The following is a 16874-nucleotide window of genomic DNA, read 5'->3' on the forward strand; positions in this document are numbered from 1 at the left end:
AATATTTCTCTACACAGTTCACATTTATTGATTTTGTAAATACATCATTAAAGCTTCTGCTGTTTTTTGCTTGCCCATTACTTTAAGAGGCTGTCCATCAGCAGGTACAATCCAATGAGGTTCATCCCCCCCATATAAAGACTGAGAGCTATTTGCTACCATAAATTGTGCATTGGCTGTTTCCATACGCAGTCTGGCACGAGCTAACAAGAATTCCTCATCATTCGTTGCTTCGAGCTTAAAGCCTACTAACGTTACATTCGGTTGCCATCCCTTAATTTGACCTAATACTTTTGGTGCTTTTTTAAAATGAATAATAGGTGGTTCGTCAGAAGGCATTTTCCCCGTTTCCTCCATTAAATTACCTGATTGATCATATACTTTGTCAATGACCCAATCAGAGCCCGCAGCCGCCATAATAACGATATCGACATGTTGTTGTTGAACTGCATGACGCACCTTTTGTCCTAAATCCTCTATGCCTTCAAATTGTATCAATGTCATATCATTTTGGTTTTCTGGGAGCTGTGCAAAGTAACCATGCATGTATACTACGTTAGCGCCAGCAGCCAGCGCCGCCTCTGCTAAATAACACCCCATTGTGCCTTTTGATAAATTCGTATGACCTCGTACACGATCCCATTTTTCAAGTGTTCCCCCACTTGTAATGAGTACGGTTTTGCCCTGTAATGTCCCCATACACTCACCTATTTTCTGAAATATATACAAATACTATTTTAACGTAATGTAAGGATAGGCTTCAATAGCCACTATTTTAGGGAGCTGTTTTGTTCTTTTAGCCAAGCACTTAATATCTCTGCAAATTTCTTTGTGACGGGCGAAGCATGGTGTTTCATGGCAATACCAATCGTTCGGTAGCCACCTTGCTTTAACGGAATCGCTCTCAATGTTGGCGGTAAATTTTGAATAACCAACTGAGGTAAAATACTGATCCCTAAATGATGAGAAATCATGGAAAGAATCCCTACCTCCTCGGAAAGCTCAAAGCGGATATTCGGCTTAACATGATATTGCTCTAATAGCACCTTGACATCATTTGTTCCTTTATAGGAAGTCATAATAAATGGCATATCCTCTAAATCTACGATATCAATTTCTGTCTTATCAAACAATGGACTTTTATCCGAAACAATACATAATAATGGGTCTTGTTGGAGCTCAGTGAACTGATATTGCTCTGACTTTTGACCATTCAAAAATCCTGCTTCTACTTCACCACTTAAAAGCCATTGTTCAATTTCATAGTAATCTCCCTCTCGTAACTCCACCTGTATCCCTGGAAATTGATTATCCATAATTCGAACAATCTCTGGCATCCAATTTGAAGAAATACTCGATATCACACCAATTCGAACCTTACCTCGTGTCACGCCATGAATGTGAGCTGCTTCCTGTTGCAATAATTCCTGAGCATCCAAAACCTGACGCATTGCCCTTAGCATTGTTTGTCCCTCACTCGTTAATGTCACACCCACACGACTTCGATGAATGAGCGCAAAGCCAAACTCTTTTTCTAAACTCGACACGGCATGACTCACAGCAGATTGTGTTAACCCTAGCGCATCAGCTGCTTTTGTAAAGCTTGCCACCTCTGCCACCTTTGTTAAAATCTCATATTTCACTAAGCTCATCCGCAATCCCTCTATATACATGAATTTTTTTAATCCTATTCATTATAAACATTCGTTTTACTAATCACAACACAAGATATATAGTAATTTTTAGTATAAAACTGTTTTAGTACACAGATGGTAGGTGAACATAATGAGTATCCAAGGAAAAGCAAATGTATTGATGGTTATTGTCACAATGTTTTGGGGGCTCTCTTATACCTTTATGGTCATGGGGCTAGAAACGTTGGCAGTTTATAATGTGGTGGCATTACGTTGTATCATCGCATTTTTCGTAGCAGGACTTATTTTTTACAAACGGATGATCAAAGTAAATGGTAAAACATTAAAATATGCGGCTATTCAAGGATTTTTATTATTCATTGTGTTCGCGTTAAGTTTATTTGGTTTACAATCTACTTCTGTTTCAAATGCTGGCTTCATCTTAAGCCTAACGGTCGTGTTAGTGCCGATTTTCAGCAGCTTTATTGAAAAAAAATTACCTTCTCGAGCAGTTAGCTTTGCAATCATTTGTACCATGATTGGTATTACCGTCTTAACAGCACACGGCTCATTCACATTCCATAAAGGTGATTTATTAGTAGCAATTGCTGCGTTATGTTATTCAATTTATTTACTTTTAAATAGCTCATTCACACGAAATGTAGAGTCCATTTCATACGGAATTTATCAGCTTGGCTTTGCTGGTATTTATGCACTTGTGTTAACCTTTCTATTCGAAACACCGACAATGCCAAATTCAGCAATATCCTGGATTGCAATTTTAGGGCTTGGCATCATCTGTAGTGCGTTTTGCTTTGTGGGTCAAACTGTTGCACAACAGTATACTTCTGCTACACATACAGGTCTTATATTCTCCTTAGAACCAATTTTTGCCGCTATGTTTGCCATGATGTTTATCGGAGAAGGCATAACAATGAAATTAATGATTGGTGGCAGCTTCATTCTTATAGGGAATTTAGTAGCACAATTAGAGCATTTCCATGTATTACGTTTTATGAAAAAGGATGCACAGGAAAAAGTCATACAATAATATAGTGCATATGAATAAAAAAGGAAGCTGAGAGTTATTTCTCAAGCTTCCTTTTCTACTATGTATTGAATTTATAGCACGATTACATGTAAAATAGTATAATTTTTACAGGGACGAAAATAAAGGAGATTCATACATGCAAATTCAAACCTTACATACGTCATATTATTTACCAACCAAGGATAATCAACCAATTCAAACACAAAACCTACTGGATTTAATGAGACATGTCGGTGGCCGTGAAGAGGAAGACGAAAAAAGAACAAATCGAAAATTGAGGTCAGATACGAAAATGGCTATGTACGTCAATACCTTGTCAAACCAACAGGACAAAGGGTTCTCCTCATGGAAACCAAACAAAGCCTTGATATTAGAGAATCTACTAATTTACAAGACCTGCTTTCGCAACCTTTTAAAAAGAAAACAAGTGATCCTATTCTCTCAATACTAAATACGAAAAATAACATTTCTAAATATAAAGATGGCATTTAAAAAATAGCCCTTCTTTTCAAGAAATGCTAGATAAAATAATAGACAAAGTCGAAACAATCGACTTTGTCTATATTCAAACTAGCAAGGAATAGTCATATCTCGTTAGTTTGATTCATTATAAAAATCTTCTATATTGCTCTGCTTCTGCCATACGCTGTTGATTTCTTAAACGCTCCTCTTGCTCTTCAGCAGTCTCTGGATATGTTTGGAGTGTATCGACGTCATCCTCATGTTCTGCATATAAGACAATACTTCCTTGTTCTACAAGATGCGCATAGTAAGCGATTTGTCCCTCTGACAGATTAAATCGTTTTAAACCCTCTGTAACGGCTGAGTCGCCTGTAAACCAAGATTTAAATTGATCTACCCAATTTCCAGCCTCATGCGTTTGCACATCGGCATCCCATTTTACATCCTCAAACTGTTGGGGATCTCTCGCAATAATATGAATATCGTCTTGGTGATAACCTTCCATTCGCATATTCTCTAAAATGTGAAGCATTTCATCCCTTGTATGGGCCACCTCAATTTTTGGATTTTGTTCATTCATCATGTTCAATTCCTCCTATGTTGTATGGCTTACTAGGTAATTACCCGCACTACACACAAACAAACCCATTTTACTAAACTGTAATAATTGTTAAATTGCCTTAAACTACGTTGCTGATTTGACATAATAAGTTCAGGGCAGAAAAAAAGCATGCTGGAGAGAATTTCTTCTTCAGCATGCAAATTGTCAATTTTTACTTGTCAAGAAAGGCCTTTAACATCCATGTATGCTTTTCAAGAGACTGATACATGGCATTGAGTAAATCCTCTGTACGGTCGTCTCCTTCTTCTGCGGCTAGCTCCATTGTAGAATTTAAAGCTTTCATCAGCTTTTGGAAATCTGAGATTGTCGTTGCAACCATGTCCTCTGTCGTTTCTTCACCTGTTGCTTCATCTACATAGGATAGCTCTAGATGCTCTTTTAATGTTGCCACTGGCTTGCCATCCTTTGATAAAATACGCTCTGCTATTTCATCTAAATTCAATGTTGTTTCATTATATAGCTCTTCAAATTTTGCATGCAGTGTAAAGAAGGCTGGACCTGTGACATACCAATGATAATTGTGTAGCTTTGTATAAAGCACAGACCATGTCGCCACTAGCTTATTTAATTGTTTGTTTAAGTTTTGTGTCATAATCAATTTCTCCTCCAATATGTCTTGTTCTAGCCATTAGTATGAGTAATAAAAGATGTTGGCTATACACTCATTGTTCCCGACCGACAATATTTCAAACATCCTTCATGAGAAACGATTTAGAGTAAGAATATTTCAACTATTCTATGAAATTATTTCACTTTCCGAAATAGTTTCGTTATAATGAAATCACTTATATGTAAAGGGGTGTCCATAAATGAAAGTTTTACCATTACGAAAAGATGTTGCAGTAGAGGAAACTTGGGATTTAACAGATTTATTGAGCAATGAGGCTGATTTTGAACCTACCTTAGCACAATTAGTGGAAGATGCACTTAGCTTCGAGCAACAATACAAAGGTACGATTACAAATGCACAAAAAGTAATCGACGTGTTAACAGCCTTTGAAGAGCTACAAAAAAAGTTTGTTCCGATTGGCACATATGCAAGCTTAAATCTTGAGACAGATCGCACAAATGATGTAGCACAAATGCGTGCGGCAAAGTTTGGTACAGCTATAGGAAAAGTCAGCAGTGCACTATCCTTCGTGCGCAGCGAGTTACTGGCATTGGATGAAGCTGTTTTACAAGAAGCAGCGACATTAAGCCCTCTTTACAAACGATATCTAGAGGAATTATTAAAACGAAAACCTCACCAGCTCCATCCTGAAGTGGAAAAAGCGCTGGCAGCCTTCAGTGCCACATTTGACGCGCCATATAAAACGTACAATACGACGAAATTAGTGGACATGGATTTTGGCGAATTTGAAGCCAATGGCGAAAAGCATCCTCTTAGCTTTGTGCTGTACGAAAATGACTGGGAGTTTGAAGCAAATACAGATGTACGCCGTGCTGCCTTTCAAGCTTTTTCAAGCAAGCTACGCGATTACCAGCATACAACGGCACAAGTATATAACACACATATTCAACAAGAAAAAACAATGGCTGACCTAAGAGGCTTTAATTCTGTCATTGATTATTTATTATTTGATCAAGATGTCGATCGTTCGCTCTATAATCGTCAAATTGATTTAATTACAAAAGAGCTTGCCCCGCATATGCGTCGCTATGCAACGTTAATTCAAAAAGCCAACGGAATCGACCAAATGACATTTGCAGATTTAAAAATTGCGCTGGATCCTGAGTATGATCCAAGATTATCAATGGCTGAGGCAAAAGAATATGTTGAAAAGGCATTAGCCGTTATGGGTGAAGACTATAATCAATTAATGGAGAGAGCTTTTAATGAACGCTGGATTGACTATGCGCCAAACAAAGGAAAATCTACAGGGGCATTTTGTTCAAGTCCGTATGGAAGCCATCCTTATATTTTAATGTCTTGGAATGAACAAATGAATGAAGTCTTTACACTTATTCATGAGCTTGGTCATGCTGGACATTTTGCAAATACGTATGAGCATCAATCTTATCTTAATAGTCGACCATCTCTATACTTTATTGAAGCGCCATCGACAATGAATGAAATGCTGTTAGCGAATTATTTACTAACACATAATGAAGATCTGCGCTTTAAACGTTGGGTAATTTCCAATATTGTAGCGAAAACATATTATCATAACTTTGTTACACATTTACTAGAAGCTGCCTATCAACGCAAAGTATATGAATTAATTGATGCTGGAGAAGCAGTTAATGCAACCATCCTCAATCAATTAAAACGTTCCGTGTTGGAAGATTTCTGGGGCGATACAGTCGCTATTTCTGAAGGTGCTGAACTCACATGGATGCGTCAGCCGCACTATTATATGGGCCTTTATCCATACACATATAGTGCAGGGTTAACCATCTCCACACAAGTGTCTCAACGTATTTTAAAAGAGGGCGCTCCAGCTGTTGAAGATTGGCTAGCAGTTCTTCGGGCTGGCGGTACAAAATCACCAGTGGAGTTAGCGCAAATGGCTGGTGTTGATATTACGACTGACCAACCACTTCGTGATACAATTGCCTACATTGGCCATTTAATTGATGAGCTTGAACGTCTAACAGTGGAAATCGAAGCGGTTCAGCAATAATTTAACTAGAAAACGGTCCTGCCTATTCAAGGTATAGATCGTTTTCTTTTTTTAGTTCTAAGTATAAAAATACGTACATATACTAGAATCAGGGCGTCCCTCTATATTTTTTAGATATTTCAAAATAGACAATCATTTTTCTTCATACAAAAGTACCGTTATTATTAAGAGTACGCAAATTATTTAGCAATATACGATTAACAATGATTAAAGGAAGTGTTCTAATTATGGTAAAACGTAATGATCCATGCCCATGCGGTAGCGGCAAAAAATATAAAAAATGTTGTGAAGGCAAACAACAAGTAACAGTGGAAGCAGTACAAATCGAAGAATTAGAGCGTGTGCTACAAACATTTTACTTAGAATATCCAGAACGTAAAGATGTTCGTGCCTATATTGAGCATGTGGGCACATGGCAGCCTAAATTAGAGAGCGTTTTACAGCGAGAGCTTATTGAAGCCATCGCTTTAGACGACTTTTTCTTCCATCAAGAGCCATCTATTTGGAAAAATTATTTGAAGAAAACGAAGAAAAAAGCGGTAAGACCTTCTACAGTCAAAGTACTTGAAGATTGGTCTCAGCCTACTTTATTTATTGGTACGGTGTCTGTTGTTGAGGAAAAATATTTCAAGGCTAATCATATACTTACAAATGATGAACTTTATATTCGACGTGAAAATAACAAACCGATTCCTGAAGGTATGCATGTATTTGCCTTCATTTTACCAGATGGCACGAAGAAATCGGCTCATTATTTAGCTGTGTCTACACTGATTTTCTTCCCAGAGGATCATGCGAAGGTCTTTGAAGAATTTAAGAAGCGCTTTGAGGCTTCAGAGAAGAAGGTTGGCTCCTTCTTAAAAGAAGAGCACCTAGCATTTTGGGAGTTATTAGTATCAAATGGCTATAAAGGTGAGGAATTTTCAAACTTTGAGAGCAATGTCCTGACACAAGTAAAAGACTTCCTAGAGCAAAATGAGCGTGAAACAGCACCGATGCTTGAGCTTTTAGAAGACTATTTAATTGAAGGTCAACCGACTGCGCGTAAAGAAGCGGCCATTGCAGCTGGTGCTATTCGTTACGGTCAGGAAAAGGAGCTGTTTGAGTCCCTTTCTATGACGGTAAAAGAAATCGCTGCGACATTCGATATTTCGGCTTCCTCTCTTACAAAGTATTACCAAGATCTAAGCAGCTATGCTGAAACGAAATAATCTTGACAATTAAAGAAGCTACATGTACTAGCGTTTTGCTAATACATGTAGCTTTTTCTCATGTGTTTATTTGCTATAAACTTTTAAAAGTTCTTCCCCTAGGAACTGTAGCTTTTCTCCAACTGAACAGGCTTCAATGCAGAAACGATGAGCCCCTGGTTTACCACGTTCTTTACGTAATTGCTTAATCACTAAGCAATCCGAACAATACGTATCATGCAGTTCATCAATATCCTTCATAACCGTCACTTTATCCATGTTGAACTCTCGCTCCTTTCACGTCCAAAATTCACTTCCTACTATTATGAAGCGTTCAATTTCAACAAGCAACTATTTTGTTTACTTCCAACGTATTTTTTTCAAACACGAATTGCCCCACAAGGATGCTTTGCCCATAGCCTTGTTGTACAATTATAGAGAAGTCAAAACGCAAAGTAGGGATGATATGTTAGTGGTTTATATAGATGCTGCCAGTGCAGGAAATCCCGGGCCAAGTGGTATAGGAATATTTATTAAAGGTGAAGGTCACCAGATCCAAATCAGCGAGTATATTGGTGAAACAAACAACCATATTGCTGAATTTTCGGCATTGGTTCGTGGTCTTGAAGAAGCACAAAAGCTAGGCTCCCCTCTTGTCTCGGTGCGTTCAGATTCCAAAATCGTTGTTGCTTCTATGGAAAAAGAATATGTGAAAAATGAGGAATTTAAACCTTATTTAGAAAAAGCTTTAGCGCTTGCCACTAGCTTTGATTTATTCTTTATCAAATGGGTGCCCGACTCACAAAATAAAGCGGCTGATGCCTTGGCACGAAAAGCAATCCAAAGCAAAAATGGCTAGCCTCATTTCACAGGACTGTTCTATTGGAGCAGTCCCTTTTTCTTTTCCCTATTCTTCAGTTACTTACTTTCCCCCAATTTCATAATTTTATGATATTCAAAAAAATGCTAGATAACGCCGCTCATTTTCTGATTAATCCAAAACGATATTGACATTGTTAGAGTACGATGTTATCCTTTAACACATTAGTAGTTTAGCAAGCGAAAGCGTTAGATTATAGGGGGAAACTAAAATGAAACGTGTATTGACTTTATTTATGATGCTGACAGCTGTCATCGTTTTAGCAGCATGCGGTACTTCAAAAGAAAAGACAGCAGAAAAAGACGAAACAGCAGCAGATCAAGAAAAAATTATTATTGGAATTGACGATAAATTTGCACCAATGGGCTTCCGCGATGATAAAAATGACATCGTTGGATTCGATATTGATTTAGCTCGCGCTGCAGCAGAGCATATGGGCGTTGAAGCAGAATTCCAGCCAATCGATTGGAAAACAAAAGAGGCTGAATTATTAAGTGGACGTATTGATTTAATATGGAACGGTTATACCATTACAGATGAACGTAAGGAAAAAGTTTTATTTACAAAGCCTTATCTTGAAAACTCTCAAGTTGTAATAACAAAGGCAGATTCAAAGATTACGAAGCTAAGTGATTTAGCTGGACAAGAAGTAGGTATTCAATCCCTTTCTTCTGCAGCCGATGCATTAAACGGTAATCCAATTCACAAAGAAGTGAAAAAAATTACAGAATTTGCGGATAATGTTTTAGCATTATCAGACTTAAAAACAGGCCGTGTTGATGCTGTGGTAATTGATGCTGTAGTTGCAGAATATTACATGACACAAGAGCCTGACACATTCAAATTATTAGAGGAATCACTCGCACCTGAGCAATACGGTATTGGTGTGAAACCAGGAAATGAAGCCTTATTAGAAAAACTACAAGCCGCGTTAGACAAAATGAATGAAGACGGTACTGCGGCTGACATTTCAACAAAATGGTTCGGTGAAGATAAAGTATTAAAATAATGACAGGATACATCAACTGTAAGAGTTTCCTTAGCGGAACTCTTACTCTTTTTGGAGGGACATCGTTATGGCGGATTACTGGCAAACTATGATATTACCGATGCTAGAAGGAGCAAAAATGACAGTTTTACTGTTCTTCATTGCCATTCTGGTATCGATTCCATTTGGCTTTTTACTAACACTCACCGTAAAAAGTCGGATAAAACCACTCGCTTGGCTTGCACATACGTATATTTATATCATGCGTGGTACACCACTATTACTACAATTATTATTAATTTGCTTTGGTCTACCTATGCTGCCAGTAATCGGTGAATATTTAGTATTGGATCGTTTTGTAGCTGCATGTCTTGGCTTTATTTTAAATTATGCTGCCTACTTTGCAGAAATATTCCGTGGTGGTCTTCTTGCCATCGATAAAGGACAATATGAGGCAGCCCAGGTACTCGGCTTATCCAAATGGCAAACGACGACACGTGTTATTTTGCCACAAATGTTTCGTGTCGCCTTACCCGCTTTATCAAATGAATCCGTTACACTAATTAAGGATACAGCCCTACTTTATGCAGTTGCTGTTCCAGAATTACTACATTTTGCGCAAACAGCTGTCAATCGTGACTTCACAATTACACCGTTCTTTATTGCTGGTGCAATTTACTTAGTCATGACCCTTGTCTTGACGGTGTTCTTTAAATGGCTAGAAAAACGCTTTAAATTCGAATAGAGGTGACACATATGGCATTAATGGAAGTAACAAATTTGAAGAAATCTTTCGATCAGGTGGAGGTTCTGAAACAAATTACATTTTCAGTAGAGAAGAATGATGTCATTGCAGTTATCGGTCCCTCTGGATCTGGGAAAAGTACAATGCTTCGAAGCTTAATACATTTAGAAGAAATCGATGGTGGCAGTATTGTAGTAGATGGCGATTATTTAGTGCAAGATGGTCGATATACAAAGCCACAAGACATCAAAGCAATCACAGCTAAAATGGGAATGGTCTTTCAACACTTTAACCTGTTCCCCCACTTAACCGTTCAGCAAAACCTTGAAATGGCACCAAGCTTATTAAAAGCAGAATCGGCAGAAGCCATTACAAAACGCTGTCAAGATCTACTACAAAAAATTGGTCTTGCCGACAAGGCCAAGGCTTATCCAGCTAATCTTTCTGGCGGCCAAAAACAGCGGGTAGCAATTGCACGTGCCCTTATGATGAATCCTCAAATTTTATTATTTGATGAGCCTACCTCTGCCTTAGATCCTGAGCTGACAGGCGAAGTATTAAAGGTTATGAAAAGCCTAGCAGAGGATCAGATGACGATGATTGTGGTAACACACGAAATGGGCTTTGCACGAGAGGTAGCAAATAAGGTCGTCTTTATGGATGGTGGTCAAATTATCGAATCTGATCATCCAGACAACTTCTTTACAAACCCTCAAAACGACCGTACAAAGGCATTTTTACAAAAGAATCTTAACTAAGTTAAGGGAGAGTTGGCTTATGCCGCTCTCTTTTTTTATCTTCTTTACGTACACAAAAGGAATAGGACTCGCATGTATCCTATTCCTTTATTACATTATTCATTTGGAAATTTCGGTAGATAAATCATGACCTTAAATAAATCACCATCTACTTGAACTAAGAATTTGCCATTCTGGATGTGAATAAGGCTTTCAGCAATCGACAACCCTAATCCGCTACCTTGACTTGATCTTGATTCGTCACCTCGTTTAAAGCGTTCCATTAACTCATCAACTGAAATATTTAATTCATATGCTGAAATATTTTTAAATGTCACAAGTATTTCATTCCCTACATCTTCAACACCAATATATACCCTTGATGTAGGCAGTGCGTATTTAAAAATATTTGAGAATAAGTTTTCGATGGAACGCCATAGGAGTTTACCATCAGCCTTCACATACACTTTTTCTGTTGGATGGGCTAACTTAAAATCTAATGACGAGGCTTCAATTTTTTCATCCATTTCTCCAATTCCTTGCGTTAGTAATGAGACGATATCAATCCGTTCTAACTGAACAGGTATACTACCACTTGATGCTTTAGCCGCTTCAAATAAATCATCCGTTAAAAGCTTGAGTCTTTTCGATTTTTGATCTAACACATCTACATATTCTTCAATCATTTTAGGATCGTTTTCTAATTTCAATAAATCAACATACGTAATAATTGACGTTAAAGGCGTTCTAATATCATGCGAAACATTCGTAATAAGTTCTGTTTTTAAACGCTCACTCTTGATTTCACTATCCACTGCCTTTTTTAACCCATCTGTAATACGGTTAATATTTTCTGCAAGTTGATTAAACTCCCCTTTTCCGTCAACTTCAATTCGATGATGAAGATCTCCATTTTTAATTTGCTCTACGCCCTCTTTAATGCGGTTAAACGACTTCACCTTTCTCATTGCCAACCAGGCAGCAATCCCCATCGTAATAGGAAACATGAAAAACGTAGCAGCCACTACTAATGGATAGCCAATAATTAGCAGCACAATTTTGACGCCTGTACTGCCACTGTCAAAAACATGTTTCAGCAAAATAAATAGCTTTTTGAAAAGTTGATAGAGGAGTGTATGCTGAAATAACGTTCTATTTTTAATATGCTTTACGAGTGATAAAATCAATAGTAAGCCAATGATAAAAATAGGCACGGTGAAGAACATGTACATATCACGGAAGACTTCAACAATCATGGCGATCCACATCGCTGTTAAGCAACCGATAAGCACAATATTAAGATCATTATAAAGTTTATCTATGACATGGAAATGAATTTCTTCTTCATCAAATGGCGTTCTTCCAATAACTATGATTAAATACACAAAACATAAAATAAACCCTGCTAGAAATACTATCCATTCATTCAGAAAACCTTGGGCAGCTGCTTTATCTTTTTCCCATTCTGATATTTTTTGCTGTAGGTAAGAATCTTTAAAGGCCACATAAATAACATCTGTTTGTGGGTTCAACATGTTAATTTCGTGTGTAAAGTAATCCAAGTATTGACTTTCTTTCACTTCATTTGGGTAAAGCTTTTGTTGATAATCTTCAAATAACATATAGGCATCAAAGGATTCAAATTGCTCTTTCTTAGTGAGATCACTATTGGAGAACTTATGTTCACCGTCACTCGCATAAAACACAATTCCTTCATAGGCTTCGAGCGAACTGCGTAATTGATAAAAATTTCTTACCTGTTCTGTCATACTTTCATCTTTTGTTCTAGCAATGTCTTTTGCATATTTTTCCTGATAGATGTGCTTATTTTCCTCTTCACTCAAATTAGGATTATATCTGTAAGAATTGCGAAAATCATAATATAATTCCTCTTCGATTCTTCTATTATCCTCTTCTGTTAGTGTCTTCCCACTTAAAATATATTCTTCACTTTTGTATTTTCCGATTAATTGCGCTAAAGGAGCAATAATGCTGTAACTTTCATCTGCGAATGCTCGACTTTCAAAATAGTTATCTTGATTTATACTACTAAGATGAATCTCATTAAATTCCATGTTAATCATTACTCTCGCTATACCAGTTAAACAAGCGACAGCAATTAGAAACACAACTACTTTCGTAATAAGTGCATGACTAATACTTCTCAACTTTCTCAACCTTATACCCAACTCCCCATACAACTTTTAAATACTTCGGCTCTTTTGGATTAATTTCAATTTTTTCTCGAATCTTTCGAATATGAACCGAAACCGTATTTTCAGGATTAATAGCCCTGACATTCCATACCTTTTCATAAATTTCTTCAATCGTGAATACTCTTCCAGCATTGGCTGTGAGAAGCTTTAAGATTTTATATTGCACTGGTGTCAAATGAACCTCTTGTTTATCAACAGTAATGATTTTCTGTTCATCATCAATCACAAGACCACCCGTTTGAAATACAGCACTACTCCTCTCAAGACTTCCAAAGGTCGTATACCTTCTGAGCTGCGATTTCACTCTAGCCACAAGTTCTAATGGATTAAACGGCTTGGCCATATAATCATCTGCTCCGATATTTAATCCCAGTATTTTATCATAATCCTCTGATTTAGCAGAAAGCATAATTAACGGAATCATATTATCTTGCCGAATCTTCATCGTCGCCGTAATCCCATCCATTTTGGGCATCATAATATCCATAATAATAAGATGAATAATGTGATCTCGAATAAGATCGATTGCCTCTATCCCATTGTAAGCTTTGAATACTTGATAGCCCTCATTTTCTAAATAAATGCTAATCGCCCTAACAATTTCTTTATCATCATCACAAATCAAAATGTTCAACTACATTCACTCCTCCACCGCTTTAGGTTCATGTCAATCACCCCTATAGGATTCGTATAAGGATATAATACTAATTAAATCTTAACAAACTCAGACATCAATTCTTAAGATTTTCTTAGTGTTTTCCTTTATGCACACTTTATGTCAAATACAAATTCGAAAAAATCGACGAATACAATAAAAAATGGAGAGCTGGTTTGAGCGGCTCTCCTTTAATCGTCAAATATACAATTCATATTATTCAGCTTGAGATTTCAATCAAAATAGGTAGGTAAATGTAGATTATTTAAATGACGAAAAGCTAATTTTACTTGTGATTCGGTATTTCTAGCCATTGATAGAGAGGGCGTTCATTTTCAGCTAAGAACGCAACAGCGTTAGTTTCCATGCCTTCTTCTGCACGTCCTCCAATGATTTCACATTGGATAAACATTTTATAGACATGGTAGAGAGATGGTGGCTGAGGGTGGCACTTCTTATCAAATACACTTATGAGTTTGATTGCTTTTACATCAAATCCCGATTCTTCTTTCGTTTCTTTGATGGCTACTTCACTAGGTGTAAAGCCGATGTCGCCCCAGCCACCTGGTAATGACCAATCACCATCCATTTTTTCTTTAACCATTCATATTTTATTGTCCCTAAAAACCACCGCCCGAATATCTATTTTGGGGGTCGCATAACCCGTCTCATTAGCAAATAAATCACGTATAACTGTCTTATCGATATCTGTATGGTGTGCTATAATGTCAACGCTTATTTCTCTTAATGATTCAAACCCTTTCCAAGTCATAAATATCCTTCGAATAAGTTAGTCCTGCCTGTGCAATTGATTGTGGCTGTTTTGCCCACTCAAGCCATTTAGGTTCCATATATTTTGTTTCCCAAAAATTATTGTAATCAATGACAATTAAATTTACATTATTTGAAAAAAACCGTTTATCCATGTTATAATTCTTAGTGAAGATGTATATAAGTAAATAAGACCATTGGTGCTGGAACACCAATGGTCCTAGTAACAAGATGAATCGCTTCAAAGGCGATTTGCAAAGTGATGAAAGTAAACCATCTCACATGCTGGCGAGGCAGGGGCGGTTTACTTTTTTTGTGTAAAAGTAAATGACAATGCAAGTACAGAAACAATAAGTGTTGAAAGACTTATCGCAACCATTATTGCTTCAAAAATAGTCAAAGGCATCAACTCCTTTCTCTTCCATAAGTTGAATGAGATAGGTTAATATTGTGCCAACCGCCCATGAAACCTCTATCTAGTTACTCTCTTATTATACCATATTTTGGTCTAAAACGGCCACGCTACATGATTGCCTATAATCATAAAAACAGTTGGGACAGGCCCAACTGTTTTACTATATATTCACTATTTTTTTCGGTTTCATCTTTGCAAGTCGTAATAGATAAATAATAAAGACAACCCCTAGTAAGCCTGCACCTGACAAGTAAACTGAAGCATAGCCTGCCTGCACGGCTACCATTCCTAAAATATAAGAACCTAGTGCGATTCCAAGGTCAAACATCGTAAAATAGGTTGCTGTAGCATAGCCACTTCGCTGGATGGCTGTGGATTGAACGGCTAATGCTTGCAAGCTTGTCGTCACAGCACCATAGCCGAAACCTACAAAAATAGCAGCACTCAAAAATAATACGGGCCCCTCTACAAAAGCGAGCATAACGAGCCCGATGGCGAAGGAGATAATGCCGGGAATAATAACAAATTGTGGTCCCTTCGTATCATAAAGTTTACCTGTGTACGGACGCGTAATTAACATGGATGCAGCAAACACCGCATAAAAAAGACTGGCCACAGCCATTAAATCCTTTTGCTGTGCATAGACCGATAAAAAGGATAAAACACTGGCATACGAAAAGGCTACTAAACTAGCAATCGCAGCAACAGGTAACGCTTTTCGCTCAAACAGATCATCAAATTTAAAGGTTAGTTTTCCTTCATGTGCAGGTTTCGGTAAATCATCAGTATTGACCGTTAACGCTAGAATTCCTCCTGCTAGAATACAGATACTCATAACGATGAACAATACGTTAAAGGTACTATATTGTATTAATAATAGTCCGATAAATGGACCAATAACGACAGCTAGATTTGTAGACATCGTGAAATAGCCAAGGCCTGCTCCTTTTCGTTTAGCTGGAACGATATCAGCCGCTAAAGATCCTGCAGCTGTTGTAATAATACTAAAGAAAATCCCTTGTATAAAACGTAGACCAAGTAAAAGGCCGAATGGATGAATAAATAAATATAAGACGGTACATATAAAATAGCCCCCGATTGAGAGGACTAACAGTTTTTTCTTACCAAATACATCCAACAGTTTTCCTGAAAACGGGCGTACAATGATAGCTGACAATAAAAAGCCAGACAATAGAAGCCCTGCCTCCTTATCTGTCTGATGTAGCTCCCCTATTGCATAAAGCGGCAAAGTCGTTACAAGTCCATAAAATACAAAAAAAACTGAGATATTCGTTAAAAATAGACTAATGAAACGCTTCGTCCATATTTGTGTATTCTCTTCTTGCTGCATGTCCATCAACCTTTCATTTTTTCCAATAGCTTCAGAAATTGCTCTTGTTCTTCAGCAGTTAAAGAACCTACCATTTCCTCCTCAAACGCTCGAATAGTCGCTGTAATGGCTGGTAGGCGCTCCTCTGCTTGTGTGGATAAAGTCACTATCTTTTCTCGTTTATCCTCACCATCTAATCGTTGTACCCAGCCCAATGCCTCAAGCCTTGTAATCGCCCTGGTGATACTTGGCGCTTCCACATTTAAATATTTCCAAATTTGCGTCAATGTCATCGGTCCATTTTTATGTAAGCAATATAAAATGGTCCACTGAGAACTATATAAATGATGCTGCTTCAGCACTTCATTTAAGCAATTAGTTAAATAGCGATTTTTTTGGAATAAAGCATGGAAAATTGGATTCATCACTATCAACCTCCTAAAATTATTTACCTAGCTAAATAAATACTATACGCTTCATTTTTTTCTTTGTAAAGAAAGTAATTTGCCAAGATGGCTTGACCAGCAGCAGGAAATTTTTTGCATGTGTCGAAT

The 16874-nt window shown here is 37.4% G+C and carries 17 protein-coding genes and 1 pseudogene; 8 read left to right on the forward strand and 10 right to left on the reverse strand.

What is annotated here, in order from left to right:
- Positions 1-24 precede the first annotated feature (24 nt).
- Entirely contained in the window at positions 25-699 is a 675-nt protein-coding gene (locus ACMGGO_RS14555; protein WP_048390090.1) for a phosphopantothenoylcysteine decarboxylase, read from the reverse strand.
- A 71-nt stretch (positions 700-770) separates the two neighbouring features.
- Positions 771-1652, reverse strand: a complete 882-nt coding sequence (locus ACMGGO_RS14560) for a LysR family transcriptional regulator (protein WP_048390089.1) — start codon at positions 1650-1652, stop codon at positions 771-773.
- 133 nt (positions 1653-1785) lie between these two features.
- On the opposite strand from ACMGGO_RS14560, the gene ACMGGO_RS14565 reads away from it, so the two are divergent.
- Entirely contained in the window at positions 1786-2685 is a 900-nt protein-coding gene (locus tag ACMGGO_RS14565) for a DMT family transporter (protein ID WP_004269389.1), read from the forward strand.
- Between the two features lie 345 nt (positions 2686-3030).
- Complete coding sequence (locus tag ACMGGO_RS14570) at positions 3031-3177, forward strand: hypothetical protein (protein ID WP_420281984.1); 147 nt, start codon at positions 3031-3033, stop codon at positions 3175-3177.
- A gap of 115 nt (positions 3178-3292) precedes the next feature.
- On the opposite strand, the gene ACMGGO_RS14575 is transcribed toward ACMGGO_RS14570, so the two are convergent.
- Together ACMGGO_RS14575 and ACMGGO_RS14580 are read right to left on the reverse strand one after the other, a co-directional pair.
- Entirely contained in the window at positions 3293-3730 is a 438-nt protein-coding gene (locus tag ACMGGO_RS14575; RefSeq protein ID WP_048390084.1) for a general stress protein, read from the reverse strand.
- A gap of 190 nt (positions 3731-3920) precedes the next feature.
- Positions 3921-4361 (reverse strand): Dps family protein, encoded by a 441-nt coding sequence (locus tag ACMGGO_RS14580; protein WP_054550810.1) that lies wholly within the window; start codon positions 4359-4361, stop codon positions 3921-3923.
- 217 nt (positions 4362-4578) lie between these two features.
- On the opposite strand from ACMGGO_RS14580, the gene pepF reads away from it, so the two are divergent.
- The gene (gene pepF / locus ACMGGO_RS14585) at positions 4579-6393 is read left to right on the forward strand and encodes an oligoendopeptidase F (RefSeq protein WP_259948656.1); all 1815 of its coding nucleotides are present in this window, start codon (positions 4579-4581) and stop codon (positions 6391-6393) included.
- A 227-nt stretch (positions 6394-6620) separates the two neighbouring features.
- Positions 6621-7604 (forward strand): SEC-C domain-containing protein, encoded by a 984-nt coding sequence (locus ACMGGO_RS14590; protein WP_004269384.1) that lies wholly within the window; start codon positions 6621-6623, stop codon positions 7602-7604.
- 66 nt (positions 7605-7670) lie between these two features.
- Here the strand turns inward: ACMGGO_RS14590 and ACMGGO_RS14595 are convergent, their stop codons facing one another.
- The gene (locus ACMGGO_RS14595; protein ID WP_004269383.1) at positions 7671-7862 is read right to left on the reverse strand and encodes a zinc-finger domain-containing protein; all 192 of its coding nucleotides are present in this window, start codon (positions 7860-7862) and stop codon (positions 7671-7673) included.
- 187 nt (positions 7863-8049) lie between these two features.
- On the opposite strand from ACMGGO_RS14595, the gene ACMGGO_RS14600 reads away from it, so the two are divergent.
- The 4 genes from ACMGGO_RS14600 (at position 8050) to ACMGGO_RS14615 (ending at position 10954) form a co-directional block, all read left to right on the forward strand.
- Positions 8050-8442, forward strand: coding sequence for a ribonuclease HI family protein (locus ACMGGO_RS14600; protein WP_420281985.1), 393 nt, complete (start codon positions 8050-8052; stop codon positions 8440-8442).
- A 232-nt stretch (positions 8443-8674) separates the two neighbouring features.
- On the forward strand, positions 8675-9472 hold the full coding sequence (locus tag ACMGGO_RS14605; protein ID WP_054550807.1) for an amino acid ABC transporter substrate-binding protein: 798 nt from the start codon (positions 8675-8677) through the stop codon (positions 9470-9472).
- 67 nt (positions 9473-9539) lie between these two features.
- On the forward strand, positions 9540-10196 hold the full coding sequence (locus ACMGGO_RS14610) for an amino acid ABC transporter permease (protein ID WP_066037703.1): 657 nt from the start codon (positions 9540-9542) through the stop codon (positions 10194-10196).
- Positions 10197-10207: 11 nt separating this feature from the next.
- Entirely contained in the window at positions 10208-10954 is a 747-nt protein-coding gene (locus ACMGGO_RS14615; RefSeq protein WP_369580509.1) for an amino acid ABC transporter ATP-binding protein, read from the forward strand.
- Between the two features lie 95 nt (positions 10955-11049).
- Here ACMGGO_RS14615 and ACMGGO_RS14620 read toward each other — a convergent pair whose 3' ends face one another.
- From ACMGGO_RS14620 to ACMGGO_RS14640, 5 genes and pseudogenes are all read right to left on the reverse strand, one after another.
- The gene (locus ACMGGO_RS14620; protein WP_420281986.1) at positions 11050-13110 is read right to left on the reverse strand and encodes a HAMP domain-containing sensor histidine kinase; all 2061 of its coding nucleotides are present in this window, start codon (positions 13108-13110) and stop codon (positions 11050-11052) included.
- Complete coding sequence (locus tag ACMGGO_RS14625; protein WP_048390068.1) at positions 13088-13783, reverse strand: response regulator transcription factor; 696 nt, start codon at positions 13781-13783, stop codon at positions 13088-13090. Before ACMGGO_RS14625 ends, ACMGGO_RS14620 begins: the two co-directional genes overlap by 23 nt.
- A gap of 254 nt (positions 13784-14037) precedes the next feature.
- A pseudogene (locus tag ACMGGO_RS14630) lies at positions 14038-14655 on the reverse strand (NUDIX hydrolase).
- Between the two features lie 495 nt (positions 14656-15150).
- Entirely contained in the window at positions 15151-16341 is a 1191-nt protein-coding gene (locus ACMGGO_RS14635; RefSeq protein ID WP_373275171.1) for an MFS transporter, read from the reverse strand.
- Between the two features lie 5 nt (positions 16342-16346).
- Positions 16347-16745 (reverse strand): MarR family winged helix-turn-helix transcriptional regulator, encoded by a 399-nt coding sequence (locus ACMGGO_RS14640; RefSeq protein ID WP_004269373.1) that lies wholly within the window; start codon positions 16743-16745, stop codon positions 16347-16349.
- Positions 16746-16874 lie beyond the last annotated feature (129 nt).

Source organism: Lysinibacillus sp. BNK-21 (assembly GCF_048684915.1).
GTDB classification, from domain to species: Bacteria; Bacillota; Bacilli; order Bacillales_A; family Planococcaceae; genus Lysinibacillus; species Lysinibacillus capsici.